Origin of the sequence: Escherichia sp. E14V7 (assembly GCF_004212225.1) — a bacterium.
GTDB lineage: Bacteria > Pseudomonadota > Gammaproteobacteria > Enterobacterales > Enterobacteriaceae > Escherichia.
In genome coordinates, this window is record NZ_RHJJ01000011.1 from 92,917 (window position 1) to 115,533 (window position 22,617).

Genomic DNA, 22,617 nt, shown 5'->3' on the forward strand with positions numbered 1-22,617 from the left:
GAAACTCCAGACAAACAACGCGTACCTAAGGTACGCGTTGCCGTTCTAACTTTTTTTACTTACTTCGCCTGACGTTTCTGGAACTCGCTGGCGGCTTTTACAAAGCCAGCAAACAGCGGGTGTCCATCACGTGGAGTAGAAGTAAACTCCGGATGGAACTGGCAAGCCACGAACCACGGGTGATTCGGAACTTCGATGATCTCGACCAACTGATCATCCCCGGAACGGCCCGCAACGCGCAGACCTGCATCTTCAATCTGTTTCAGCAGCATGTTGTTGACTTCGTAGCGGTGACGATGACGCTCAACAATTGTCGGCGCATTGTACAGCTGGCGAACCAGGCTATTGTCAACCAGCTGGCACTGCTGTGCGCCGAGACGCATGGTGCCGCCGAGATCGCTCTTCTCGCTACGAACTTCAACGTTGCCGTTTTCATCGCGCCACTCGGTAATCAGCGCCACAACCGGGTACTTACAGTCTGGCACAAATTCCGTAGAGTTGGCGTTCTCCATGTTGGCAACATGGCGAGCGTAATCAATTAACGCCACCTGCATACCCAAGCAAATGCCCAGATAAGGAATATTGTTCTCACGCGCAAAGCGCGCGGTAGTAATCATGCCTTCTACGCCACGATAGCCGAAACCGCCAGGTACGAGGATCGCGTCCAGACCTTTAAGGATTTCAACACCGCGCGTTTCAACATCTTGTGAATCAATCAGTTTAATGTTGACGCTGACACGATTCTTCAGCCCACCATGTTTCAGTGCTTCGATCACGGATTTGTAAGCGTCCGGCAGTTCAATGTACTTGCCGACCATACCGATAGTGACTTCACTCACCGGATTCGCTTCTTCGAAGATAACCTGTTCCCATTCGGACAGATTCGCTTCCGGGCAGTTTAAGCTGAATCGTTTACAAATATAATCGTCCAGCCCCTGAGATTTCAACAGGCCCGGAATTTTATAGATGGAATCGACATCTTTCAGAGAAATAACCGCTTTTTCCGGAACATTACAGAACAATGCAATCTTCGCACGTTCGTTAGCCGGAACGGCGCGATCTGAACGACAAATCAGGATGTCAGGTTGGATACCGATGGAGAGCAGCTCTTTTACAGAGTGCTGGGTCGGTTTGGTTTTGACTTCACCAGACGCTGCCATGTACGGCACCAGCGTCAGGTGCATAAACAGAGTGTGCTCACGGCCAATTTCAACAGCCAACTGGCGAATCGCTTCGAGGAACGGCAGGGATTCGATGTCACCTACGGTACCGCCGATTTCGACCAGAACCACGTCGTGGCCTTCACCACCTGCAAGAACGCGTTCTTTGATAGCGTTAGTGATGTGTGGAATAACCTGTACGGTTGCGCCGAGGTAGTCACCGCGGCGTTCTTTACGCAGAACGTCTGAGTAGATACGACCCGTGGTGAAGTTGTTGCGGCGGCTCATTTTGGTACGAATGAAACGCTCGTAGTGACCCAGGTCCAGGTCGGTTTCAGCGCCGTCTTCAGTAACGAACACTTCCCCGTGTTGGATTGGGCTCATAGTACCTGGATCGACGTTAATGTACGGATCCAGTTTCATGATGGTCACATTGAGGCCACGGGCTTCAAGAATGGCTGCGAGGGAGGCTGCGGCAATGCCTTTACCCAGAGAGGATACGACCCCGCCGGTCACAAAAATATAGTTCGTTGTCATGCTGAACCTGAGAAGTTAGGTTGAAAAGACGATGGAATAACCAGGACGGGAAAGCAGTATACCCGAACATGACCTGTGCCACAAACTTTCATTATCCCTCCTCTTCGCCAGCGCACTATTGAAATCAGGAGTGAGAAAATAGCCCCTTTGGGGTAAATGTTTTTGACGCAAATCAAGCGCTTGTCATTTAAAAAATGACACAAATGGCGCTTGACCGCGTAATTCCCTTAGAGATCAATTTCCTGCCGTTTTACCTGTTGCCAGACTTCTTCCATTGTTTCGAGGTCAACACCTGTCATTTCCAGTCCACGCGCGGCAACAATACGCTCCACTTCGCGAAAACGACGCTCGAATTTTTCATTCGCTTTTTGCAATGCGATTTCTGCTTTCGTCCCTAAATGGCGAGCCAGATTAACCGTTGCAAACAGCAGGTCGCCCATTTCCTCCTCCAGTTTAGCCTGGTCGACAACAGCCTGCCGCGCCTCGTACATCACCTCGTCGATCTCTTCGTAGACTTTATCGACCACCGGGCCAAGCGTCGTCCAGTCAAAACCAACGTTGGCGCAACGTTTCTGGATTTTTTGCGCACGCATTAAAGCCGGTAAACTACGAGGAATATCATCCAGCGCCGAATGCTGTGCTTTCTGCGCGCGCTCTTCAGTTTTGATTTGCTCCCAACGGGCGAGTACTTCACTACTATTTTCGGCAGAACTGTCAGCAAAAACATGCGGATGGCGACGCTCTAATTTATCGCTGATCGCAGCACAAATATCATTAAAGTCAAAGCGCCCTTCTTCCTGGGCCATTTGCGCGTAAAACACCACCTGGAACAACAGATCGCCGAGCTCACCGCGCAGATCGTCAAAGTCTTCGCGGGCAATGGCGTCCAGCACTTCGTAGGTTTCTTCAAGTGTGTAAGGTGCTATAGAAGCAAATGTCTGCTCTTTATCCCACGGGCAGCCGTTTTCCGGGTCGCGCAGGCGCTGCATGATGGTGAGCAAACGGTCGATTTGATTCATTAGAATGTCCTGAAAATTGCGGGTCTGTCAGGTGTAATACCTTCGAGTAAAAGATATCGCTGGATACGGCTGACGCCATATCCAGCTATGTAAGACTAACTCCCGTGCAGTCGACGCGCGTCGATAACATCCGGCACCTGGTTGAGTTTACCCAGCACGCGGCCCAGCACCTGCAGGTTATAAATCTCAATGGTCATGTCGATGGTTGCCAGTTGCTGTTTGGTGTCGCTACGGCTGGCAACGCCAAGCACGTTCACTTTCTCATTGGCGAGAATGGTCGTGATATCACGTAACAACCCACTACGATCATTAGCCAGCACGCGGACCACCAGCGAATATCCGGCGGAGTAGCTCTCGCCCCATACAGCATCAACAATGCGTTCTGGCGCATGGGAGCGCAGTTCCGCCAGTTGTTCGCAATCGGCGCGGTGTACTGAAATACCGCGCCCCTGGGTTATGAAGCCGACAATCTCATCTCCAGGAATCGGCTGGCAGCAGCGTGCGATGTGGTGCATCAGGTTACCGACACCCTCAACCACCACGCGACCGTTATCTTTACTGCGGTTTTGCGGCGTGTAGCTTTTTTGCTGAAGTTGCTTCAGCGCGGCGGCGTCCTGCTCTTCGGCACTCGGCTTATTAAATTGCGATTGCAGGAAATTCACCATCTGATTGAGACGGATATCCCCGCCACCAATCGCCGCCAGCAACTCGTCGACATCATTGAAGTTGTAACGCGGCAGCAGGTGTTTTTCTGCTTCTTTCAGGCTGATCCCAAGATGTTCCAGCTCGTCATCAAGGATTTGTCGTCCAGCCAGAATGTTTTTGTCACGATCCTGTTTACGGAACCAGGCATGAATTTTCGAACGCCCACGGCTGGTTGTGACGTAACCGAGGTTTGGGTTTAACCAGTCACGGCTGGGATTGGGCTGTTTCTGGGTGATAATTTCAATCTGGTCACCCATCTGTAACTGGTAGGTGAATGGCACAATCCGCCCGCCAATTTTTGCCCCGATGCAGCGGTGTCCGACATCGCTGTGGATGTGATAAGCGAAGTCCAGCGGCGTTGATCCCGCAGGCAAATCAACGACATCACCTTTCGGCGTAAAGACGTATACCCGGTCGTCAAACACCTGGCTGCGTACTTCGTCGAGCATTTCGCCGGAATCAGCCATCTCTTCCTGCCACGCAATCAGTTTACGCAGCCAGGCAATCCGGTCTTCATGTCCCGAACGCGCCCCGCCAGCAGCCGCACCTTCTTTGTATTTCCAGTGCGCAGCGACACCCAGCTCTGCATCTTCATGCATCTGTTTGGTGCGGATTTGGATCTCAACGGTTTTGCCACCCGGCCCCAGTACCACAGTATGAATAGACTGATAGCCGTTTGGTTTCGGATTTGCGACGTAATCATCAAATTCATCCGGCAAGTGGCGATAGTGAGTGTGCACTATCCCCAGCGCGGCGTAGCAGTCTTGTAAACGCTCGGCAACAATACGTACTGCACGGACATCAAACAGCTCATCGAAGGCGAGGTTCTTTTTCTGCATTTTGCGCCAGATGCTGTAGATGTGTTTCGGACGACCATACACTTCAGCTTTAACGCCTTCAGCTTTCATCTCAGCGCGCAGATGACCGACAAACTCTTCGATATAGTGTTCGCGGTCGAGACGGCGTTCATGCAGCAATTTGGCGATGCGCTTGTATTCGGTCGGGTGGAGATAACGGAAGCAGTAATCTTCCAGTTCCCATTTCAGTTGCCCGATCCCGAGACGGTTCGCCAGCGGCGCGTAGATATTGGTGCACTCTTTTGCTGCAAGTACGCGTTCATCTTCTGGCGCGTCTTTCACTTCGCGCAGATGGGCAATTCGCTCCGCCAGTTTGATGACCACGCAACGGAAGTCATCGACCATCGCCAGCAACATCCGGCGAACATTATCGACCTGCTCGGAGGAAACAGAATCGGTGTGTGTGGCTTTAAGCTGGCGGATTGCCGCCATATCGCGCACACCGTGAATAAGATTAACGACCGACTTACCGACGCTCTCGCGCAGTACGTCTTCGCTGACTACGTTGGCATCGGCCAGAGGGAACAGTAGCGCCGCCCGCAGCGTGTCAATGTCCATACTTAATATCGAGAGGATCTCCACCATCTCGACACCACGCCACAACAGCAAACTGGCATCCGGATGCCCCTGCGTCTGCTGCAGACAATACGCCCAGGTTTCGGCTAAGCACTCACACGACTTCTGGCTGGCAATCCCCAGACTTGCGATCCATTTGTCCGGATCAAATTCACCAGCCTTATTGATATGTGCACTTCTTACCGCAACCATTGTCCTCTCCTTTAGGGACCTGACCTGCCGAAATCAGCAAATCGTAACTATTTAACGCGCGAAAAAAGCACCATCGATTCCAGATGCCCCGTGTGTGGGAACATATCCAGCATCGCCAGTCGCGCAATGGTATATCCTGCTTTTAATAACGCCTCGCTATCCCGAGCCAGCGTCGCAGGGTTACAGGATACATAAACTATACGAATGGGTTCCAGTTTTATAATTTGCTGCATGACGCCAGCAGCACCTGCTCGCGCCGGGTCCAGCAACACTTTGTCAAAGCCGTTTTTAGCCCACGGCTGCTTTGTGACATCATCTTCAAGATTTTCATGATAAAACGTCACATTTTGTAAACCATTAAGTCGCGCATTTTCCTGACCTTTCTCCACCAGCGCAGCAACACCTTCTACCCCTACCACGCTAGCCGCTCGTGTCGCTAATGGCAGTGTGAAATTGCCCATACCGCAGAATAGATCAAGCACGCTGTCTTCAGCCTGCACATCCAACCACTCCAGCGCGCGCGCCACCATTTTCTGGTTCACACCCGCGTTGACCTGAATAAAATCACGCGGGCTAAAAGTTAAACGCAATCCGTTTGAGTCATACCAGGGCATCTCGCCAGAGACGGTTTCGAGTATCTCACTATCGGGGGCGAGAAACAGATCCAGGCCTTCAGAATGCGAAAAGCGTTCCAGTTTTTCACGATCAGCCGAACTTAGCGGTGCGGTATGGCGTAAAATCATCAGCGTGCCGCTGGTTGCCTGCACCAGTTCAACGTGACCAAGATGGCGCATGGCTTGTAAGCTGCCCAGGCATGCCCTGACTTTGGGCAGCAATGCTTCAAGTTGGGGCGCTAAAATGGGGCATTGCTTAACATCGACAATGTCACTGGAACCCGCTTTGCGAAATCCCATCTGTAATTGTTGTTTTTTCGGCTGATAGTTCAGGCTTAAGCGCGCGCGGCGACGGTATCCCCAGGGAACATCGGCGATCACTTCAGAGACGTCATGCTTCATTAACCGGGCGAGCGCCGCACTTTTGCTTCGCTGCTGTAGTTCGATGCTGGCGTGTTGTTGCTGACAGCCGCCGCATACGCCAAAATGAGGGCAGCGTGGCGTTTCGCGTTCCGGGCTGTCGCTTAGCCTGCGCACGACTTTAGCGCGGGAATACTGTTTTTTATCTTCAGTAACAGTAACTTCCGCGTCTTCCTGCGGCAATAGCCCGGGGATAAATAACGCTTTTCCGTTATGTCGTGCCACGCCCTGACCAAAAGAGTCGAGGTCGTTGACTGAAACGGTTATGATCTGACGCGTCGTCACGCGTCGTTTTGCAGAGTAGAATTGCGCCATTGGCGAGACTTTCTCAATTTAACAGTGTGACCTTAATTGTCCCATAACGGAACTCCATGACCAACTACAGCCTGCGCGCACGCATGATGATTCTGATCCTGGCGCCGACCGTCCTTATTGGTTTATTGCTCAGTATCTTTTTCGTCGTGCATCGCTATAACGACTTGCAGCGTCAACTGGAAGATGCCGGTGCCAGCATTATTGAGCCGCTTGCAGTTTCTACTGAATATGGCATGAGCCTGCAAAATCGCGAATCTATCGGTCAGTTGATAAGCGTTTTGCATCGTCGCCATTCTGATATTGTTCGCGCCATTTCAGTTTACGATGAAAATAACCGACTCTTTGTCACCTCCAATTTTCATCTCGACCCTTCAGCAATGCAGCTCGGTAGTAACGTGCCATTTCCGCGCCAGCTCACTGTCACACGTGATGGCGATATTATGATTTTGCGTACGCCGATTATCTCCGAGAGTTATTCTCCCGACGAATCGCCCATTAGCGATGCCAAAAATAGTCAGAATATGCTGGGGTATATTGCCCTTGAGCTGGACCTTAAATCGGTGCGCTTACAGCAATATAAAGAGATTTTTATTTCCAGCGTGATGATGCTGTTTTGTATTGGTATTGCGCTTATTTTTGGCTGGCGACTCATGCGCGATGTAACCGGCCCGATTCGCAACATGGTGAATACTGTCGACCGCATCCGCCGAGGACAACTCGACAGCCGGGTGGAAGGATTTATGCTCGGCGAGTTGGATATGCTGAAAAACGGCATTAACTCGATGGCAATGTCTCTGGCGGCTTATCACGAAGAGATGCAGCACAATATCGACCAGGCGACGTCTGATCTGCGTGAAACGCTGGAGCAGATGGAAATTCAGAACGTTGAGTTGGACCTGGCGAAAAAGCGCGCCCAGGAAGCGGCGCGTATTAAGTCCGAGTTTCTGGCGAATATGTCACATGAGCTGCGTACACCGCTGAATGGAGTTATTGGCTTTACCCGCCTGACGCTGAAAACAGAATTAACGCCAACGCAACGCGATCACCTGAACACGATTGAACGCTCGGCAAATAATTTGCTGGCAATTATTAATGATGTTCTCGACTTCTCGAAACTGGAAGCGGGCAAGCTGATCCTGGAAAGTATTCCGTTCCCGCTGCGCAGCACGCTGGATGAAGTGGTTACTCTTCTGGCGCATTCTTCTCACGATAAAGGGCTGGAATTGACGCTCAATATTAAGAGCGACGTGCCAGATAACGTGATAGGCGATCCGCTGCGTTTACAGCAAATCATCACTAACCTGGTGGGGAATGCGATTAAATTCACCGAGAATGGCAACATCGATATTCTGGTGGAAAAACGAGCGCTGAGTAATACCAAAGTTCAGATTGAAGTGCAGATCCGCGATACCGGTATTGGTATTCCTGAACGCGATCAATCGCGCCTGTTCCAGGCCTTCAGGCAGGCAGATGCCAGTATTTCACGCCGTCATGGCGGCACCGGGCTGGGGCTGGTAATTACGCAAAAACTGGTTAATGAGATGGGCGGAGATATCTCGTTCCATAGCCAGCCGAATCGTGGCTCAACCTTCTGGTTCCATATTAATCTCGATCTGAACCCGAATATTATTATTGAAGGACCATCCACCCAGTGCCTCACCGGCAAACGCCTGGCTTATGTCGAACCGAACTCGGCAGCCGCGCAGTGCACGCTGGATATTTTAAGCGAAACACCGCTTGAGGTGGTCTACAGCCCAAGCTTCTCGGCCCTCCCTCCCGCGCATTACGACATGATGTTGTTAGGGATTGCGGTGACTTTCCGCGAACCGCTAACGATGCAACATGAGCGGTTAGCGAAAGCGGTGTCGATGACCGATTTTCTGATGCTCGCCCTTCCGTGCCATGCACAGGTCAATGCCGAAAAGCTCAAGCAAGATGGTATCGGCGCGTGTCTGCTGAAACCCCTGACGCCTACACGTCTGTTGCCTGTACTGACCGAGTTTTGTCATCAAACACAAAATACGCTGTTGCCTGTCACCGACGAAAGTAAGCTGGTAATGACGGTTATGGCTGTTGATGATAACCCAGCAAACCTGAAACTTATCGGCGCATTGCTGGAAGACATGGTTCAGCATGTGGAGTTGTGCGATAGCGGACATCAGGCGGTTGAACGAGCAAAACAGATGCCGTTCGATTTAATCTTAATGGATATTCAAATGCCGGACATGGACGGCATTCGTGCATGCGAACTTATCCACCAGCTTCCGCACCAGCAACAAACGCCAGTCATCGCGGTGACTGCACATGCGATGGCTGGGCAAAAAGAGAAATTACTTGGCGCGGGGATGAGCGATTATCTGGCGAAACCGATAGAAGAAGAACGATTGCATAATTTGCTGCTGCGCTACAAACCCGGCAGCGGCATTTCTTCCCGCGTTGTGACGCCAGAAGTGAACGAAATTGTGGTGAACCAGAATGCGACTCTGGACTGGCAACTGGCGCTACGCCAGGCCGCTGGCAAAACCGATCTGGCGCGCGATATGCTGCAAATGTTGCTCGATTTCCTGCCAGAAGTTCGCAACAAAGTTGAGGAACAACTGGTTGGGGAAAATCCGGAAGGCCTGGTTGATTTGATTCATAAACTGCATGGCAGTTGCGGCTATAGCGGTGTGCCGCGAATGAAGAATCTCTGTCAACTTATCGAACAACAGCTACGAAGCGGTACTAAAGAAGAAGATTTGGAGCCGGAGCTACTGGAATTGTTGGACGAGATGGATAATGTGGCACGCGAAGCCAGTAAAATTCTTGGGTAATGGACGTCTTGTCGAGTAGCAATCGGCTTTTTATGAAGCTGGTTTCAGATTGGTGACAAAGTGCCTGTGTTTATGCCGGATGCGGCGTTAACGCCTTATCCGGCCTACAAAACCAATTAAATTCAATGAATTAAAAAATGATGTAGACCTGATACGTAGCGCAACAGGCAATTTTGCGTTTGGCATCAGTCTCAAACCGGCTCCAGATAGAGCCGGTTTTGGTTTTCTGTCTTAACGCACCATGCACGGACGCTTGTTATCGAACGTCCAGCCAGGAATCAGGTACTGCATCCCCATCGCATCATCACGCGCGCCAAGCCCGTATTTCTGATACAGCTCATGGGCTTTCATCACTTGATCCATATCGATTTCTACACCCAGCCCCGGTTTTTCTGGCACTTGTACCAGACCGCCTTTGATCTCAAAAGGCTCTTTGGTCAGGCGCTGATTACCTTCCTGCCAGATCCAGTGCGTATCAATAGCAGTAATTTTACCCGGTGCAGCAGCGGCAACATGGGTAAACATCGCCAGGGAAATATCGAAGTGGTTGTTAGAGTGTGAACCCCAGGTCAGGCCAAATTCATGGCACATTTGCGCCACACGTACCGAACCCTGCATCGTCCAGAAATGCGGATCCGCCAGCGGGATATCAACGGATTGTAACGAGAGCGTATGGCCCATCTGCCGCCAGTCGGTGGCTATCATATTGGTTGCAGTCGGCAGGCCAGTTGCGCGACGGAACTCTGCCATCACTTCACGCCCGGAGAAACCTTGCTCCGCACCACACGGATCTTCTGCATAAGCCAGCGAACCTTTCAGGTATTTACCAATTTTAATCGCTTCGTTCAGCGACCAGGCACCGTTAGGATCGAGCGTAATACGCGCCTGCGGGAAGCGTTGCGCCAGTGCCACAATAGATTCGGCTTCTTCTTCCCCGGCCAGTACACCGCCTTTCAGTTTGAAATCGTTGAAGCCATATTTTTCATACGCCGCTTCCGCCAGGCGCACCACCGCATCCGGCGTCATCGCTTCTTCGTGACGAAGACGATACCAGTCGCATTTGTCATCCGGCTGGCTTTGATACGGTAACGGTGTGGCTTTGCGATTGCCGACAAAGAACAGATAACCGAGCATTTCGACTTCGCTACGCTGTTGACCATCGCCCAGCAGGGATGCCACGTTAACCCCAAGGTGTTGCCCAAGCAGATCCAGCATTGCCGCTTCGATCCCGGTTACCACGTGGATAGTGGTACGCAGATCAAAAGTCTGTAAACCACGCCCGCCAGAATCACGATCGGCAAAAGTATTACGCACCAGCGTCAGAACGTTTTTGTATTCACCCAGCGTTTTACCTACCACCAGCGGAATCGCATCTTCCAGCGTTTTACGGATTTTCTCGCCGCCGGGAATTTCCCCTACGCCGGTGTGACCAGAATTATCTTTGATGATCACAATATTACGCGTGAAGAACGGTGCGTGTGCGCCACTCAGATTCATCAGCATACTGTCATGACCCGCCACCGGGATGACTTGCATTTCAGTAACAACAGGCGTCGTAAATTGAGAATTCATATTTATGTCCTTTTTCAGAATCAATGACGGCCGAAAACGGGACGTTTACGGTCAAAGGTCCAGCCGGGGATCAGGTACTGCATCGGGCCTGCGTCGTTACGCGCACCGCCAGGCAGACGTTTATAGGCCTCATGTGCCTTTTGTACCTGTTCCCAGTCCAGTTCCACGCCCAGGCCGGGCGCATCAGGAACGGCAATTTTTCCGTTTTTAATCTCCAGCGGATTTTTGGTCAGGCGACAATCGCCCTCCTGCCAAATCCAGTGGGTATCGATAGCGGTGGGATTACCCGGTGCCGCCGCGCCCACATGGGTAAACATCGCCAGAGAGATATCGAAGTGGTTGTTGGAATGACAGCCCCAGGTCAGCCCCCAGTCGTCGCAAAGCTGCGCCACGCGGACTGCTCCAGAAAGCGTCCAGAAGTGCGGATCGGCAAGTGGAATATCTACCGCATTGAGCATCACCGCATGACCCATTTCGCGCCAGTTGGTGGCGATCATATTGGTCGCGACGGGCAAGCCGGTCGCCCGCCGAAACTCCGCCATCACTTCGCGACCGGAGAAACCCTGTTCTGCGCCGCATGGATCTTCGGCATAGGTAAGAACATCATTCAGCCCTTTGCATAGAGAAATGGCTTCATCAAGTAGCCAGGCACCGTTGGGATCAACGGTAATCCGCGCATCCGGGAAGCTTTTCTTCAATGCACGAACAGTGTCGATTTCTTGCTCGCCAGGTAACACCCCGCCCTTAAGTTTGAAATCTTTAAAGCCATAGCGATCCTGTGAGGCTTCCGCCAGACGTACAACGGCTTCGCTGTTCATCGCTTTCTGATGCCGCAACTGATACCACTCATGGTTGCCCGGCGTATTGTCCAGATAAGCAAGATCGGTTTTAGTCCGATCACCGATATAAAACAGATAACCGAGGACGGTAATAGCATCGCGTTGCTTGCCTGGGCCAAGCAGTTCACAGACCGGAACATTCAGCGCCTTACCTAACAGGTCGAGCAAAGCGGCTTCCAGCGCCGCCACGGCGTTAACGCGCAATTCAAAGGTCCAGGCACCTTTGCCGAAGGTATCAAAATCGGCGGCCTGATTACCTTTATGCACCTGCTGGACCACTTTATTCAGTCGCGCGACTTCCTGGCCCAGAACCATCGGAATAGCATCGACAAGCGTTTGATAAATCACATCTCCGCCCGGCGCTTCACCAATGCCGGTATGCCCGGCGTTATCGGTGAGAATCACAATATTGCGGGTGAAATATGCGTTGTGTGCACCACCAATATTGAGCAACATGCTGTCATGTCCGGCGACCGGAATGACTTTCATATCAGTAATAACAGGACTGGATTGTGTCGTCATCTTATTGCCCCGCGACAGGTTTCAGCTCGATACGCTTGATATCGCCCACCAGCACCAGGTAGCTCAGTACCGCGATTAAGGCATGAACACCAACATAAATCAGCGCCCCATTAAAGGAGCCAGTCGTGCCAACGATATAACCAATTGCGATTGGCGTGACGATGCCAGAAATGTTACCGAACATGTTGAACAGGCCACCGGAAAGACCGCTGATCTCTTTTGGCGCGGTATCTGCCATTACTGCCCAACCCAGCGCCCCGATGCCCTTACCGAAGAAGGCCAGCGCCATAAAGCCGATGATCATCCACTCAACGTTGACGTAGTTGCAGAACACCATCACCATCGACAGCAACATGCCCATTACGATCGGTGTTTTACGCGCAATGTTCAGCGATCCCGTGCGGCGCATCAGCCAGTCGGAAATAATCCCACCCAGCACACCACCGATAAAACCACAAACCGCCGGAACGGAAGCCACAAAGCCCGCTTTCAGAATCGACATCCCACGCGCCTGCACCAGATAAACCGGAAACCAGGTAATGAAAAAGTAAGTCAGGGCGTTGATACAGTACTGACCGATATAAACGCCGATCATCATCCGTGACCCGAGCAGCTGTTTGATCTGCCCCCACTTCACGCTGAACGGCACTTTAACTTTGGTGTTTTGCTGATCCATATTGATCAGCGCGCCACCCGCGGCGATGTACTCCAGCTCTTTCTGATTTACCCCCGGATGTTGATTTGGCTCGTGGATGACTTTCAACCAGATAAAGCTGATGACAATCCCCAGACCGCCCATAAAGAAGAAGACGTGTGACCAGCCCACTTCATGCGTCAGCCAGCCCATAATCGGCGCGAAGATCACCGTTGCGAAATATTGGGCGGAATTAAAAATCGACACCGCCGTTCCCCTTTCCTGCGCCGGGAACCAGGCTGCCACGATTCGGCTGTTGCCGGGAAAAGAAGGTGCTTCGGCAAGCCCGACCAGGAAGCGCAGCGTAAACAGGGCAACGATAATGCCGAATCCACTAAAGATATCGACGAAACCTTGCAGCAAGGTAAACATCGACCAGATAAAGATTGACCAGAAGTAGACGCGTTTTGAACCAAAGCGATCCAGCAACCAGCCGCCAGGGATCTGCCCAATAACATAAGCCCATGAGAAAGCAGAGAACACATAGCCCATACCCACTGGATCAAGGCCGATATCTTTGGCCATTTCCGAACCGGCGATCGAGAGCGTAGCGCGATCGCCGTAGTTGAAAGATGTGACGATAAACAGCATCACCACTATCCAGTAACGAGCATTCGTGCGTTTTTCCACACTGCTCGCAGCCTGACTTAAAGAACTCATTGTTGCACTCCTGAAAATTCGCGTTAGCCACGCTCACTCTGGACTGCGACATCGCCAGGAAATCAGAGGTGACGTAGGGTGTTTTTGCCGTTTTTATAGGTCGTTCGCCGAATGCGGCGCGTGTTTATATCTGGCAATAGCAGTATAAAAAGCGCGCCATAGCGGCTCACCGTGCAACAACACAACATTAATGCGTTCAATGAGGCTCGATTTTGGCATTAGCCCTGGACGGTGGAATCCACTTCACGGAAATGAAAACAAGAACAAGAAAGGAAGGGTTAAATCGGAGAAATAAAGAAGAGTATGAAATAGATCGCTTGACTCCAGGCAAACGCCAGTAAAAATCCGCGCTATGAAGCAGTTTTTACTGGCATTTGCCTGAAAAGATTCGATTCAGCACCGCTAAAACGGCATTTACCGCTCGCTCAACATATCAGGACAACAGCGTGCCCCAATGTTCGACCCACGGATTTGATTCCGTTTCCGGTTCCGGGTTTTCACTGGCATCAATCAGCAGCATTTCCCCTATTCGCTGCGCGCTCTGTTCCTGTAACAAGGCATCGAACTGTTTGCCGCCGTTGCAGAAATTCACATAACTGCTGTCGCCGAGCGCAATCACGCCGTAACGCAGGTTCGGCTGGAAACCAAGGTTATCCTTTATGCCCAGAAAGAGTGGCACAATGCTATCAGGAAGGTCGCCCTGCCCGGTGGTGGACGTAACTACCAGAACATACTTGTCCTGATAAGGTAGCCAGTCGCTTAATTCTGGGTCTTCAAACACCGTTGCTTTGTGGCCCTGCGCGGTCAGAATCGCTTCCGCTTCTTCGGCGACTAACAGCGCATTACCGTACATAGTGCCCACAAAAATACCAATTTCCGCCATACCGTTTTCTCCCTGGATTAGGAACTTATCTCATCATCCTGACCCGATGGCGCGCTGAACTCAACCCTTTCATTTTCAGGAAGCAGACCGCGCCAGCCAAATTGTGATAATGCCTGCATCCAGGTGTCGTCCAGACCAGCGTGGATAGTCAGCGGCTCGCCAGTAAAAGGGTGCGTCAATGACAACTTACTGGCGTGCAACATTAACCGCTGGAGGCCAAAATGTTCAGCCGCGCTGCGATTCTGGCGCAAATCGCCATGTTTGCTGTCGCCAATAATCGGATGGCGCAAATGGGCGAGATGGCGACGAAGCTGATGTTTGCGTCCGGTTTTCGGCTCCAGTTCCACCAGACCGTAGCGTGTCGTCGGGTAACGCCCGGTCGCGACTGGCATTTCAACCGTCGCCAGACCGCGATAATGCGTCACTGCTGGCTGCGGGCCTTTATCTTCGCGGGCATACTTATCGGCGATTTTATCCAGTTCTTCCACCAGCGGATAATCCAGCACCGCTTCTTCCATCAGCCAGCCACGCACAATCGCATGGTAACGTTTCTGGATTTGGTGCTGTTCAAACTGTTGCGCTAACAGCCGTCCGGCCTCGCTGGATAATCCCATCAGCAATACGCCGGAAGTCGGTCGGTCCAGCCGATGCGCGGTAAACACGTGCTGACCAATCTGGTCACGTACGGTTTGCATGACCACCACTTTTTCGTCGCGATCCAGCCAGCTGCGGTGAACCAGCCAGCCAGACGGTTTGTTAACCGCAACCAGCCATTCATCCTGGTAGAGTATTTCCAGCATCAGTTTGTATCATCCGCAAAAAGCGCATCCAGTTTTTCCAGCTCCGCCAGAATAAGCGCGCGCTGGGGGTGGTCCGTCGCCAGCGCCATTTCATAATACGGCGCCACGGCGAAAGCCCCTGGCAATGGCTGATTATTATCTAAGAGATCGTGCATTCGTGGGATCAGTACCCATTGCAACCACTCCAGTGGCTCCATCGTATCCATAAAGAAAGGTTGGGTACTGTTAAATTGATGCGGCTGCGGTTCATCGCTCCGCCAGTGCTGATGTTCACGCAGTAATGTTTCAAGTGCCTGCAACTGAAGACGAACGCGGTCATGAGTGGTCATAAAACAACCTCAAGAAGAAAAAACTGCCGCGAAGGATAGCAGGAATAAAAAAAGGGAGCACTGTATTAACAGTGCTCCCGGTTCGTTTCGCAGCATTCCAGCTACTTTTGTTGCTCCCTGCTCATCCTTGACAACTTTTCCTGTGGCCTTGCGACCAATCGTTCATCCTGAACTAATGCTTCCTGCTCACACCACCCCGATGTGATACTTCATCCTGAAGTGTCCCTGGCCTTCCTGACCCACCGAATCATCCTGACCGGTTCTCATTCTCCGTCCTGGAGGTGTCCTTTAACGCATCCAGCGTTTTCCTCTTCGCTTCATCCAGAAGCCTTTCCCTGAAACACCATCCTGGCGTGTCCTTTAGAAGTGTCATCATCCTGATGTTCACTTCGTTGTCTGACTCCCTGTCGACGAAGATAGAATCGTCTTTTTCACTGAGTCTTACAAGGCGCTTACAGACAATGCCTTAAGGAAAATTTCATACGAAAGTTAAGGATGCCCAGTCAACTCATTGATTTAAAATAGAAATATGATTCTTATCTTTTTAAGTATTCACTTACTTTCTGGCGATCTCCTACAGGGTCTGTAAGAGATCTCTCACAACCAGACGGGGTAATTGGATTACAGAAGAGGCTTAAGCTGCGTAAGGAATTCCGCAAGATTTGAGGCTAAATGGGTACGATTCCGCGTACCCAGCGTCTCTTTGCATACTTCGCCAGAGAGATTACACACCGAAATCACTTCCAGCTCTTCTTCCAGTGTGGCGATAAATAACGTGGGGGGGAGTTTCAGACGTTTCTGGGTAACCAGATGTCCAATCAGGTTTTCCTGCACCCGGCGGAAGTCGTCTTCGCTCCAGGTTTGCAGTAATGTCAGTTTGATATCGCCAAACTGCGCATGCATATCCCCGGCAAGCTGGGTCGTATAGAAGGTATGAATTGCGGGTTGTATCACAATATCAAACGCACGCTCAACCGCGTTTACATTTTGCTCACCGCTAAACGGCTGCGGTTGCCAGAACACAGCATCATTAGTGGTTGAAATAATGCACGGTGAAGGAACGCCATACAGCTCCTCGCTTAACGGCCAACTATTGTGCTGTTCGTGCCAGGCATCGCAGTAACGCGTGGTAAAATCTCTCAAGGCTTGTGCGGTCAATTCGTCCACTAATTTCTCTCTTCACTTAAACCAGATACACTTGTCGTTTAGTTTATCTGGTTTATGACGGTGAAACATGTCTTCTTATGCAAACCATCAGGCACTTGCGGGCCTGACTCTTGGAAAATCAACCGATTACCGGGATACCTATGACGCCAGCCTGCTACAAGGCGTTCCACGTAGTTTGAATCGCGATCCGCTGGGCCTGAAAGCAGATAATCTGCCTTTCCACGGTACGGATATCTGGACGCTATATGAACTCTCCTGGCTGAATGCGAAAGGTTTGCCGCAGGTTGCCGTGGGTCATGTTGAACTTGATTACACCAGCGTAAATCTCATTGAGTCGAAGAGTTTTAAGCTCTATCTCAACAGCTTTAACCAGACACGCTTTAACAATTGGGATGAAGTGCGCCAGACGCTGGAGCGCGACTTAAGCACTTGCGCCCAGGGTAACGTTAGCGTGGCGTTATATCGTCTTGATGAACTGGAAGGCCAGCCGGTGGGGCATTTCAATGGCACTTGCATTGATGACCAGGATATCGCTATCGATAACTATGAATTCACCACTGACTATCTTGAGAATGCCACCAGCGGCGAGAAAGTGGTGGAAGAAACACTCGTTAGCCACCTGTTGAAATCAAACTGCCTGATTACTCATCAACCAGACTGGGGGTCTATCCAGATTCAGTATCGTGGACGCAAGATTGACAGGGAAAAACTGCTGCGTTATCTGGTTTCTTTCCGTCATCATAACGAGTTCCATGAACAGTGCGTAGAACGCATTTTTAATGACCTGTTACGCTTCTGCCAGCCAGAGAAATTAAGTGTTTACGCACGTTATACCCGTCGTGGCGGTCTGGACATTAACCCGTGGCGCAGTAACTGTGATTTTGTCCCATCAACAACCCGTCTGGCACGGCAATAAAATTTTTCTCAATTTTGCGTGCTGGATTCACGCATAAGGTTGTGAAAGGTCATCAGGCAGGGCTATTGTAATCAAAGGGAATGACGATAATCGTCCCATAAGGAGTTTTTCTTGATTACACATATTAGCCCGCTTGGCTCCATGGATATGTTGTCGCAGTTGGAAGTGGACATGCTTAAACGCACCGCCAGCAGCGACCTCTATCAACTATTTCGCAACTGTTCACTCGCTGTTCTGAACTCCGGTAGCCTCACCGATAACAGCAAAGAATTGCTGTCCCGTTTTGAAAATTTCGACATTAACGTGCTACGCCGTGAACGCGGCGTGAAGTTAGAACTGATCAATCCCCCGGAAGAAGCTTTTGTCGATGGGCGTATAATTCGCGCCTTGCAGGCCAACTTGTTCGCTGTCCTGCGCGACATTCTCTTCGTCTATGGGCAAATCCATAACACCGTTCGTTTTCCAAATCTGAATCTCGACAACTCTGTTCACATTACCAACCTGGTTTTTTCTATCTTGCGCAATGCTCGCGCGCTGCACGTGGGCGAAGCGCCCAATATGGTGGTGTGCTGGGGTGGTCACTCCATCAACGAAAACGAGTATTTGTATGCCCGTCGCGTTGGTAATCAGTTGGGGCTGCGTGAGTTAAATATCTGCACTGGCTGTGGTCCAGGCGCGATGGAAGCACCGATGAAAGGCGCGGCGGTCGGACACGCCCAACAGCGTTACAAAGACAGCCGTTTTATTGGTATGACTGAACCATCGATTATCGCTGCTGAACCGCCTAACCCGCTGGTTAACGAACTGATCATCATGCCGGATATCGAAAAACGTCTGGAAGCGTTTGTCCGTATCGCCCACGGCATCATTATCTTCCCAGGCGGTGTGGGTACAGCGGAAGAGCTACTGTATTTGCTGGGAATTTTAATGAATCCGGCCAACAAAGATCAGGTCTTGCCATTGATCCTCACCGGCCCGAAAGAGAGTGCTGATTACTTCCGCGTACTGGACGAGTTTGTCGTGCATACGTTGGGAGAAAACGCGCGCCGCCATTATCGCATCATCATTGATGACGCTGCAGAAGTAGCCCGTCAGATGAAAAAAGCGATGGCGCAGGTGAAAGAAAACCGTCGCGATACGGGCGATGCCTACAGCTTTAACTGGTCAATGCGTATTACGCCAGATTTGCAAATGCCGTTTGAGCCGTCTCACGAGAATATGGCTAATCTGAAGCTTTACCCGGATCAGCCCGTTGAAGTGCTGGCTGCCGACCTGCGTCGTGCATTTTCTGGCATTGTGGCGGGGAACGTAAAAGAAGTCGGCATTCGCGCCATTGAAGAGTTTGGGCCATACAAAATCAACGGTGATAAAGAGATCATGCGCCGTATGGACGACCTGCTTCAGGGGTTTGTTGCCCAACATCGTATGAAGTTACCAGGCTCTGCCTACATCCCTTGCTACGAAATCTGCACCTAATCCTCCCTTCCCCGGTAACGTTTGTTGCCGGGTTTTTCTCTTTTTTGGTCGCTCACTAATCAATCCATTTCATTTGTTATATGAATGTTTCAGAGCGTCATCATGTCATTAATATCACCACCTACAATATGTCATACAATTTATGTTGTAGCGCAAACGTTTCCCTTCATTTGAAGACCGCATTTTATCTCCGCAAAAAAGAAAATCTTGCAATCATTAACTAAAAGTATTGATTTTTGCAGTTCAACCTACATATATTGCGCGCCCCGGAAGAGGTCAGATGTCGTTAATCTGCCAAATATTGCCCTTAAATTCTCTTTTACTTTTGATTTACAGAGTAAAGCGTTGGGATTATCTATCTTCCAAGTAGATTATTGTATTTGAGATCAAGATCACTGATAGATACATAACTTGTGTGTATCTTTCCGCCCTCAAATTATTACGGCGGAAAATGATTAAGCCATCGCCGATAGACAGATTTCATTTTTACGGCCAGGCACCTTCCCGGGCTGAACTGGCTAAAAGCTGAATTATTTGCATTCCTCCAGGAGAAATAGATGGAAACGACTCAAACCAGCACGATTGCGTCGAAAGACTCTCGCAGTGCCTGGCGCAAGACAGATACCATGTGGATGCTGGGCCTTTACGGCACGGCGATCGGCGCGGGCGTGCTGTTCCTGCCAATCAACGCCGGTGTTGGCGGTATGATCCCGCTGATCATCATGGCTATCCTTGCGTTCCCGATGACGTACTTTGCGCATCGTGGCCTGACTCGCTTCGTGCTGTCTGGTAAAAACCCAGGCGAAGACATCACCGAGGTAGTAGAAGAACACTTTGGTATTGGCGCAGGTAAACTGATTACCCTGCTCTACTTCTTCGCTATCTACCCGATTCTGCTGGTTTACAGCGTGGCAATCACCAACACGGTTGAAAGCTTCATGTCTCACCAGCTGGGTATGACGCCGCCGCCGCGTGCGATTCTGTCACTGATCCTGATCGTGGGTATGATGACCATCGTTCGCTTCGGTGAGCAGATGATCGTTAAAGCGATGAGTATTCTGGTATTCCCGTTTGTTGGCGTACTGATGCTGCTGGCTCTGTACCTGATCCCGCAGTGGAACGGCGCAGCACTGGAAACGCTGTCTCTGGACACTGCATCTGCAACCGGAAACGGTCTGTGGATGACCCTGTGGCTGGCAATTCCGGTAATGGTGTTCTCGTTCAACCACTCTCCGATCATCTCTTCTTTCGCCGTTGCGAAGCGTGAAGAGTACGGCGATATGGCAGAACAGAAATGCTCGAAGATCCTGGCATTCGCTCACATCATGATGGTGCTGACCGTAATGTTCTTCGTATTCAGCTGCGTACTGAGCCTGACTCCGGCAGACCTGGCTGCGGCTAAAGAGCAGAACATCTCGATTCTGTCTTACCTGGCTAACCACTTTAACGCGCCGATCATCGCGTGGATGGCTCCGATTATCGCGATTATCGCTATCACCAAATCCTTCCTGGGCCACTACCTGGGCGCACGTGAAGGCTTCAACGGTATGGTGATCAAATCACTGCGTGGTAAAGGTAAGTCTATCGAAATCAACAAGCTGAACCGTATCACTGCGCTGTTCATGCTGGTAACGACCTGGATTGTTGCCACCCTGAACCCGAGCATCCTGGGTATGATTGAAACCCTGGGCGGCCCAATCATCGCGATGATCCTGTTCCTGATGCCGATGTACGCCATTCAGAAAGTACCGGCAATGCGTAAATACAGCGGTCACATCAGCAACGTATTCGTTGTCGTGATGGGTCTGATTGCAATCTCCGCAATCTTCTACTCTCTGTTCAGCTAAGTCCTTTCGCGCCGCTTTCGGGCGGCGCTTCCTCCGTTTTAACGCGATGTATTTCCTATGATTAGCGTATTCGATATTTTCAAAATCGGCATTGGCCCTTCCAGTTCTCATACCGTTGGACCAATGAAAGCGGGTAAACAATTTACCGACGATCTGATTGCCCGTAACCTGCTTAAAGACGTGACCCGCGTGGTGGTTGACGTGTACGGCTCGCTCTCTCTGACCGGCAAAGGGCACCACACTGATATCGCCATTATTATGGGCCTGGCAGGGAATCTGCCGGATACCGTGGATATCGATTCCATCCCTGGTTTTATTCAGGATGTGAATACTCACGGTCGCCTGATGCTGGCAAACGGTCAGCACGAAGTCGAGTTTCCGGTTGATGAATGCATGAACTTCCATGCCGATAACCTTTCTCTGCATGAGAATGGCATGCGCATTACCGCGCTGGCGGGCGATAAAGTTGTTTACAGCCAGACGTATTACTCCATCGGCGGTGGCTTTATCGTTGATGAAGAGCATTTTGGCCAGCAGGATAGCGCACCGGTTGAAGTTCCATATCCGTACAGTTCTGCTGCCGATCTGCAAAAACATTGCCAGGAAACCGGGCTGTCACTCTCTGGTCTGATGATGAAAAACGAGCTGGCGCTGCACAGCAAAGAAGAGCTGGAACAGCACCTGGCGAACGTCTGGGAAGTGATGCGTGGCGGTATTGAACGCGGTATTTCCACCGAAGGCGTGTTGCCAGGCAAACTGCGCGTTCCACGTCGTGCCGCGGCACTGCGCCGGATGCTGGTCAGCCAGGATAAAACCACCACTGACCCGATGGCGGTTGTTGACTGGATCAACATGTTCGCACTGGCAGTGAACGAAGAGAACGCTGCGGGCGGTCGTGTGGTGACTGCGCCGACTAACGGTGCGTGCGGGATTATCCCGGCAGTGCTGGCGTACTACGACAAGTTTATCCGCGAAGTGAACGCTAACTCACTGGCTCGTTACCTGCTGGTAGCCAGCGCCATTGGTTCTCTTTATAAGATGAACGCGTCGATCTCTGGTGCCGAAGTGGGTTGCCAGGGTGAAGTTGGCGTGGCGTGCTCAATGGCGGCGGCGGGTCTGGCAGAACTGTTAGGCGCAAGCCCGGCGCAGGTGTGCATCGCGGCGGAAATCGCTATGGAGCATAACCTCGGCCTGACGTGTGACCCGGTTGCTGGACAGGTTCAGGTACCGTGCATTGAGCGTAACGCCATTGCGGCAGTGAAAGCGGTGAACGCCGCGCGTATGGCACTGCGCCGTACCAGCGAACCGCGCGTCTGCCTCGATAAAGTTATCGAAACCATGTACGAAACAGGTAAAGACATGAACGCCAAGTACCGCGAAACATCTCGCGGCGGCCTGGCAATGAAGATCGTTGCCTGCGACTAATCGCTCTCCAGAGGCCTCGTTTTGCGAGGCCTCACATTGTTGAGAATGTGCCTGTTGTTTATGTCGGATGCGGCGTAAATGCCGCATCCGACCTATAAAATAGTGCAAATTCAATAGATTGCAATTCTTTTGTAGGCATGATAAGCGTAGCGCATCAGGCAATTTGTCGTTGTCATCAATATCAGTCCTCGTTTTGCGAGCCCTCTTCCTGTTTTCTCATCCAGTCGTAGCCTGTTCCGGTGACCAATGTTACCCTTATCGCCTGATCTTTAAGGGGGA

At 51.2% G+C, this 22,617-nt stretch carries 16 protein-coding genes; 5 read left to right on the top strand and 11 right to left on the bottom strand.

Annotation, left to right across the window (positions count from 1 at the left end; translation table 11 throughout):
* Positions 1–59: 59 nt before the first annotated feature.
* The 4 genes from pyrG to rlmD form a co-directional block, all read right to left on the bottom strand.
* On the bottom strand, positions 60–1,697 hold the full coding sequence (gene pyrG, locus D9741_RS13490) for a CTP synthase (glutamine hydrolyzing) (RefSeq protein WP_130207680.1): 1,638 nt from the start codon (positions 1,695–1,697) through the stop codon (positions 60–62).
* A 227-nt stretch (positions 1,698–1,924) separates the two neighbouring features.
* Entirely contained in the window at positions 1,925–2,716 is a 792-nt protein-coding gene (gene mazG, locus D9741_RS13495; RefSeq protein ID WP_112912024.1) for a nucleoside triphosphate pyrophosphohydrolase, read from the bottom strand.
* A 95-nt stretch (positions 2,717–2,811) separates the two neighbouring features.
* Complete coding sequence (relA, locus tag D9741_RS13500) at positions 2,812–5,046, bottom strand: GTP diphosphokinase (protein WP_130214537.1); 2,235 nt, start codon at positions 5,044–5,046, stop codon at positions 2,812–2,814.
* Between the two features lie 47 nt (positions 5,047–5,093).
* The gene (rlmD, locus tag D9741_RS13505) at positions 5,094–6,395 is read right to left on the bottom strand and encodes a 23S rRNA (uracil(1939)-C(5))-methyltransferase RlmD (RefSeq protein WP_130214539.1); all 1,302 of its coding nucleotides are present in this window, start codon (positions 6,393–6,395) and stop codon (positions 5,094–5,096) included.
* Positions 6,396–6,451: 56 nt separating this feature from the next.
* Here rlmD and barA point away from each other — a divergent pair, with 56 nt between their 5' ends.
* Positions 6,452–9,208, top strand: coding sequence for a two-component sensor histidine kinase BarA (barA, locus tag D9741_RS13510; protein ID WP_130207684.1), 2,757 nt, complete (start codon positions 6,452–6,454; stop codon positions 9,206–9,208).
* A gap of 231 nt (positions 9,209–9,439) precedes the next feature.
* Here the strand turns inward: barA and gudD are convergent, their stop codons facing one another.
* The 7 genes from gudD to syd all read right to left on the bottom strand — a co-directional run bounded on the left by gudD (position 9,440) and on the right by syd (position 16,674).
* The gene (gene gudD, locus D9741_RS13515) at positions 9,440–10,780 is read right to left on the bottom strand and encodes a glucarate dehydratase (protein ID WP_130214541.1); all 1,341 of its coding nucleotides are present in this window, start codon (positions 10,778–10,780) and stop codon (positions 9,440–9,442) included.
* 20 nt (positions 10,781–10,800) lie between these two features.
* Complete coding sequence (locus D9741_RS13520; RefSeq protein WP_130214543.1) at positions 10,801–12,141, bottom strand: enolase C-terminal domain-like protein; 1,341 nt, start codon at positions 12,139–12,141, stop codon at positions 10,801–10,803.
* Between the two features lies 1 nt (position 12,142).
* Positions 12,143–13,495, bottom strand: a complete 1,353-nt coding sequence (gudP, locus tag D9741_RS13525; RefSeq protein ID WP_000097082.1) for a galactarate/glucarate/glycerate transporter GudP — start codon at positions 13,493–13,495, stop codon at positions 12,143–12,145.
* A gap of 433 nt (positions 13,496–13,928) precedes the next feature.
* Positions 13,929–14,378, bottom strand: coding sequence for a flavodoxin (locus tag D9741_RS13530; protein ID WP_130214545.1), 450 nt, complete (start codon positions 14,376–14,378; stop codon positions 13,929–13,931).
* Between the two features lie 17 nt (positions 14,379–14,395).
* Entirely contained in the window at positions 14,396–15,178 is a 783-nt protein-coding gene (truC, locus tag D9741_RS13535; RefSeq protein ID WP_130214547.1) for a tRNA pseudouridine(65) synthase TruC, read from the bottom strand.
* Positions 15,178–15,507, bottom strand: coding sequence for a YqcC family protein (locus D9741_RS13540; RefSeq protein ID WP_130207692.1), 330 nt, complete (start codon positions 15,505–15,507; stop codon positions 15,178–15,180). The genes truC and D9741_RS13540 overlap by 1 nt, the downstream gene beginning before the upstream one ends.
* A 621-nt stretch (positions 15,508–16,128) precedes the next feature.
* Positions 16,129–16,674, bottom strand: a complete 546-nt coding sequence (syd, locus tag D9741_RS13545) for a SecY-interacting protein (RefSeq protein ID WP_130214549.1) — start codon at positions 16,672–16,674, stop codon at positions 16,129–16,131.
* A gap of 67 nt (positions 16,675–16,741) precedes the next feature.
* On the opposite strand from syd, the gene queF reads away from it, so the two are divergent.
* From queF to sdaB, 4 genes are all read left to right on the top strand, one after another.
* On the top strand, positions 16,742–17,590 hold the full coding sequence (gene queF, locus D9741_RS13550) for an NADPH-dependent 7-cyano-7-deazaguanine reductase QueF (RefSeq protein ID WP_130214551.1): 849 nt from the start codon (positions 16,742–16,744) through the stop codon (positions 17,588–17,590).
* Positions 17,591–17,701: 111 nt separating this feature from the next.
* Complete coding sequence (gene ppnN, locus D9741_RS13555) at positions 17,702–19,066, top strand: nucleotide 5'-monophosphate nucleosidase PpnN (protein ID WP_130214553.1); 1,365 nt, start codon at positions 17,702–17,704, stop codon at positions 19,064–19,066.
* 557 nt (positions 19,067–19,623) lie between these two features.
* Positions 19,624–20,913 carry an HAAAP family serine/threonine permease SdaC gene (gene sdaC / locus D9741_RS13560; RefSeq protein WP_064528228.1) on the top strand — a complete coding sequence of 430 codons (1,290 nt, stop codon included), beginning with the start codon at positions 19,624–19,626 and terminating at the stop codon, positions 20,911–20,913.
* A gap of 57 nt (positions 20,914–20,970) precedes the next feature.
* The gene (gene sdaB / locus D9741_RS13565; protein ID WP_130207700.1) at positions 20,971–22,338 is read left to right on the top strand and encodes an L-serine ammonia-lyase II; all 1,368 of its coding nucleotides are present in this window, start codon (positions 20,971–20,973) and stop codon (positions 22,336–22,338) included.
* Positions 22,339–22,617 lie beyond the last annotated feature (279 nt).

Excerpts from the sequence above, each read along its gene's own strand:
- pyrG (WP_130207680.1), bottom strand. The coding sequence starts at position 1,697 with ATGACAACGAACTATATTTTTGTGACCGGCGGGGTCGTATCCTCTCTG.
- mazG (WP_112912024.1), bottom strand. The coding sequence starts at position 2,716 with ATGAATCAAATCGACCGTTTGCTCACCATCATGCAGCGCCTGCGCGAC.
- relA (WP_130214537.1), bottom strand. The coding sequence starts at position 5,046 with ATGGTTGCGGTAAGAAGTGCACATATCAATAAGGCTGGTGAATTTGAT.
- rlmD (WP_130214539.1), bottom strand. The coding sequence starts at position 6,395 with ATGGCGCAATTCTACTCTGCAAAACGACGCGTGACGACGCGTCAGATC.
- barA (WP_130207684.1), top strand. The coding sequence starts at position 6,452 with ATGACCAACTACAGCCTGCGCGCACGCATGATGATTCTGATCCTGGCG.
- gudD (WP_130214541.1), bottom strand. The coding sequence starts at position 10,780 with ATGAATTCTCAATTTACGACGCCTGTTGTTACTGAAATGCAAGTCATC.
- D9741_RS13520 (WP_130214543.1), bottom strand. The coding sequence starts at position 12,141 with ATGACGACACAATCCAGTCCTGTTATTACTGATATGAAAGTCATTCCG.
- gudP (WP_000097082.1), bottom strand. The coding sequence starts at position 13,495 with ATGAGTTCTTTAAGTCAGGCTGCGAGCAGTGTGGAAAAACGCACGAAT.
- D9741_RS13530 (WP_130214545.1), bottom strand. The coding sequence starts at position 14,378 with ATGGCGGAAATTGGTATTTTTGTGGGCACTATGTACGGTAATGCGCTG.
- truC (WP_130214547.1), bottom strand. The coding sequence starts at position 15,178 with ATGCTGGAAATACTCTACCAGGATGAATGGCTGGTTGCGGTTAACAAA.
- D9741_RS13540 (WP_130207692.1), bottom strand. The coding sequence starts at position 15,507 with ATGACCACTCATGACCGCGTTCGTCTTCAGTTGCAGGCACTTGAAACA.
- queF (WP_130214551.1), top strand. The coding sequence starts at position 16,742 with ATGTCTTCTTATGCAAACCATCAGGCACTTGCGGGCCTGACTCTTGGA.
- sdaC (WP_064528228.1), top strand. The coding sequence starts at position 19,624 with ATGGAAACGACTCAAACCAGCACGATTGCGTCGAAAGACTCTCGCAGT.
- sdaB (WP_130207700.1), top strand. The coding sequence starts at position 20,971 with ATGATTAGCGTATTCGATATTTTCAAAATCGGCATTGGCCCTTCCAGT.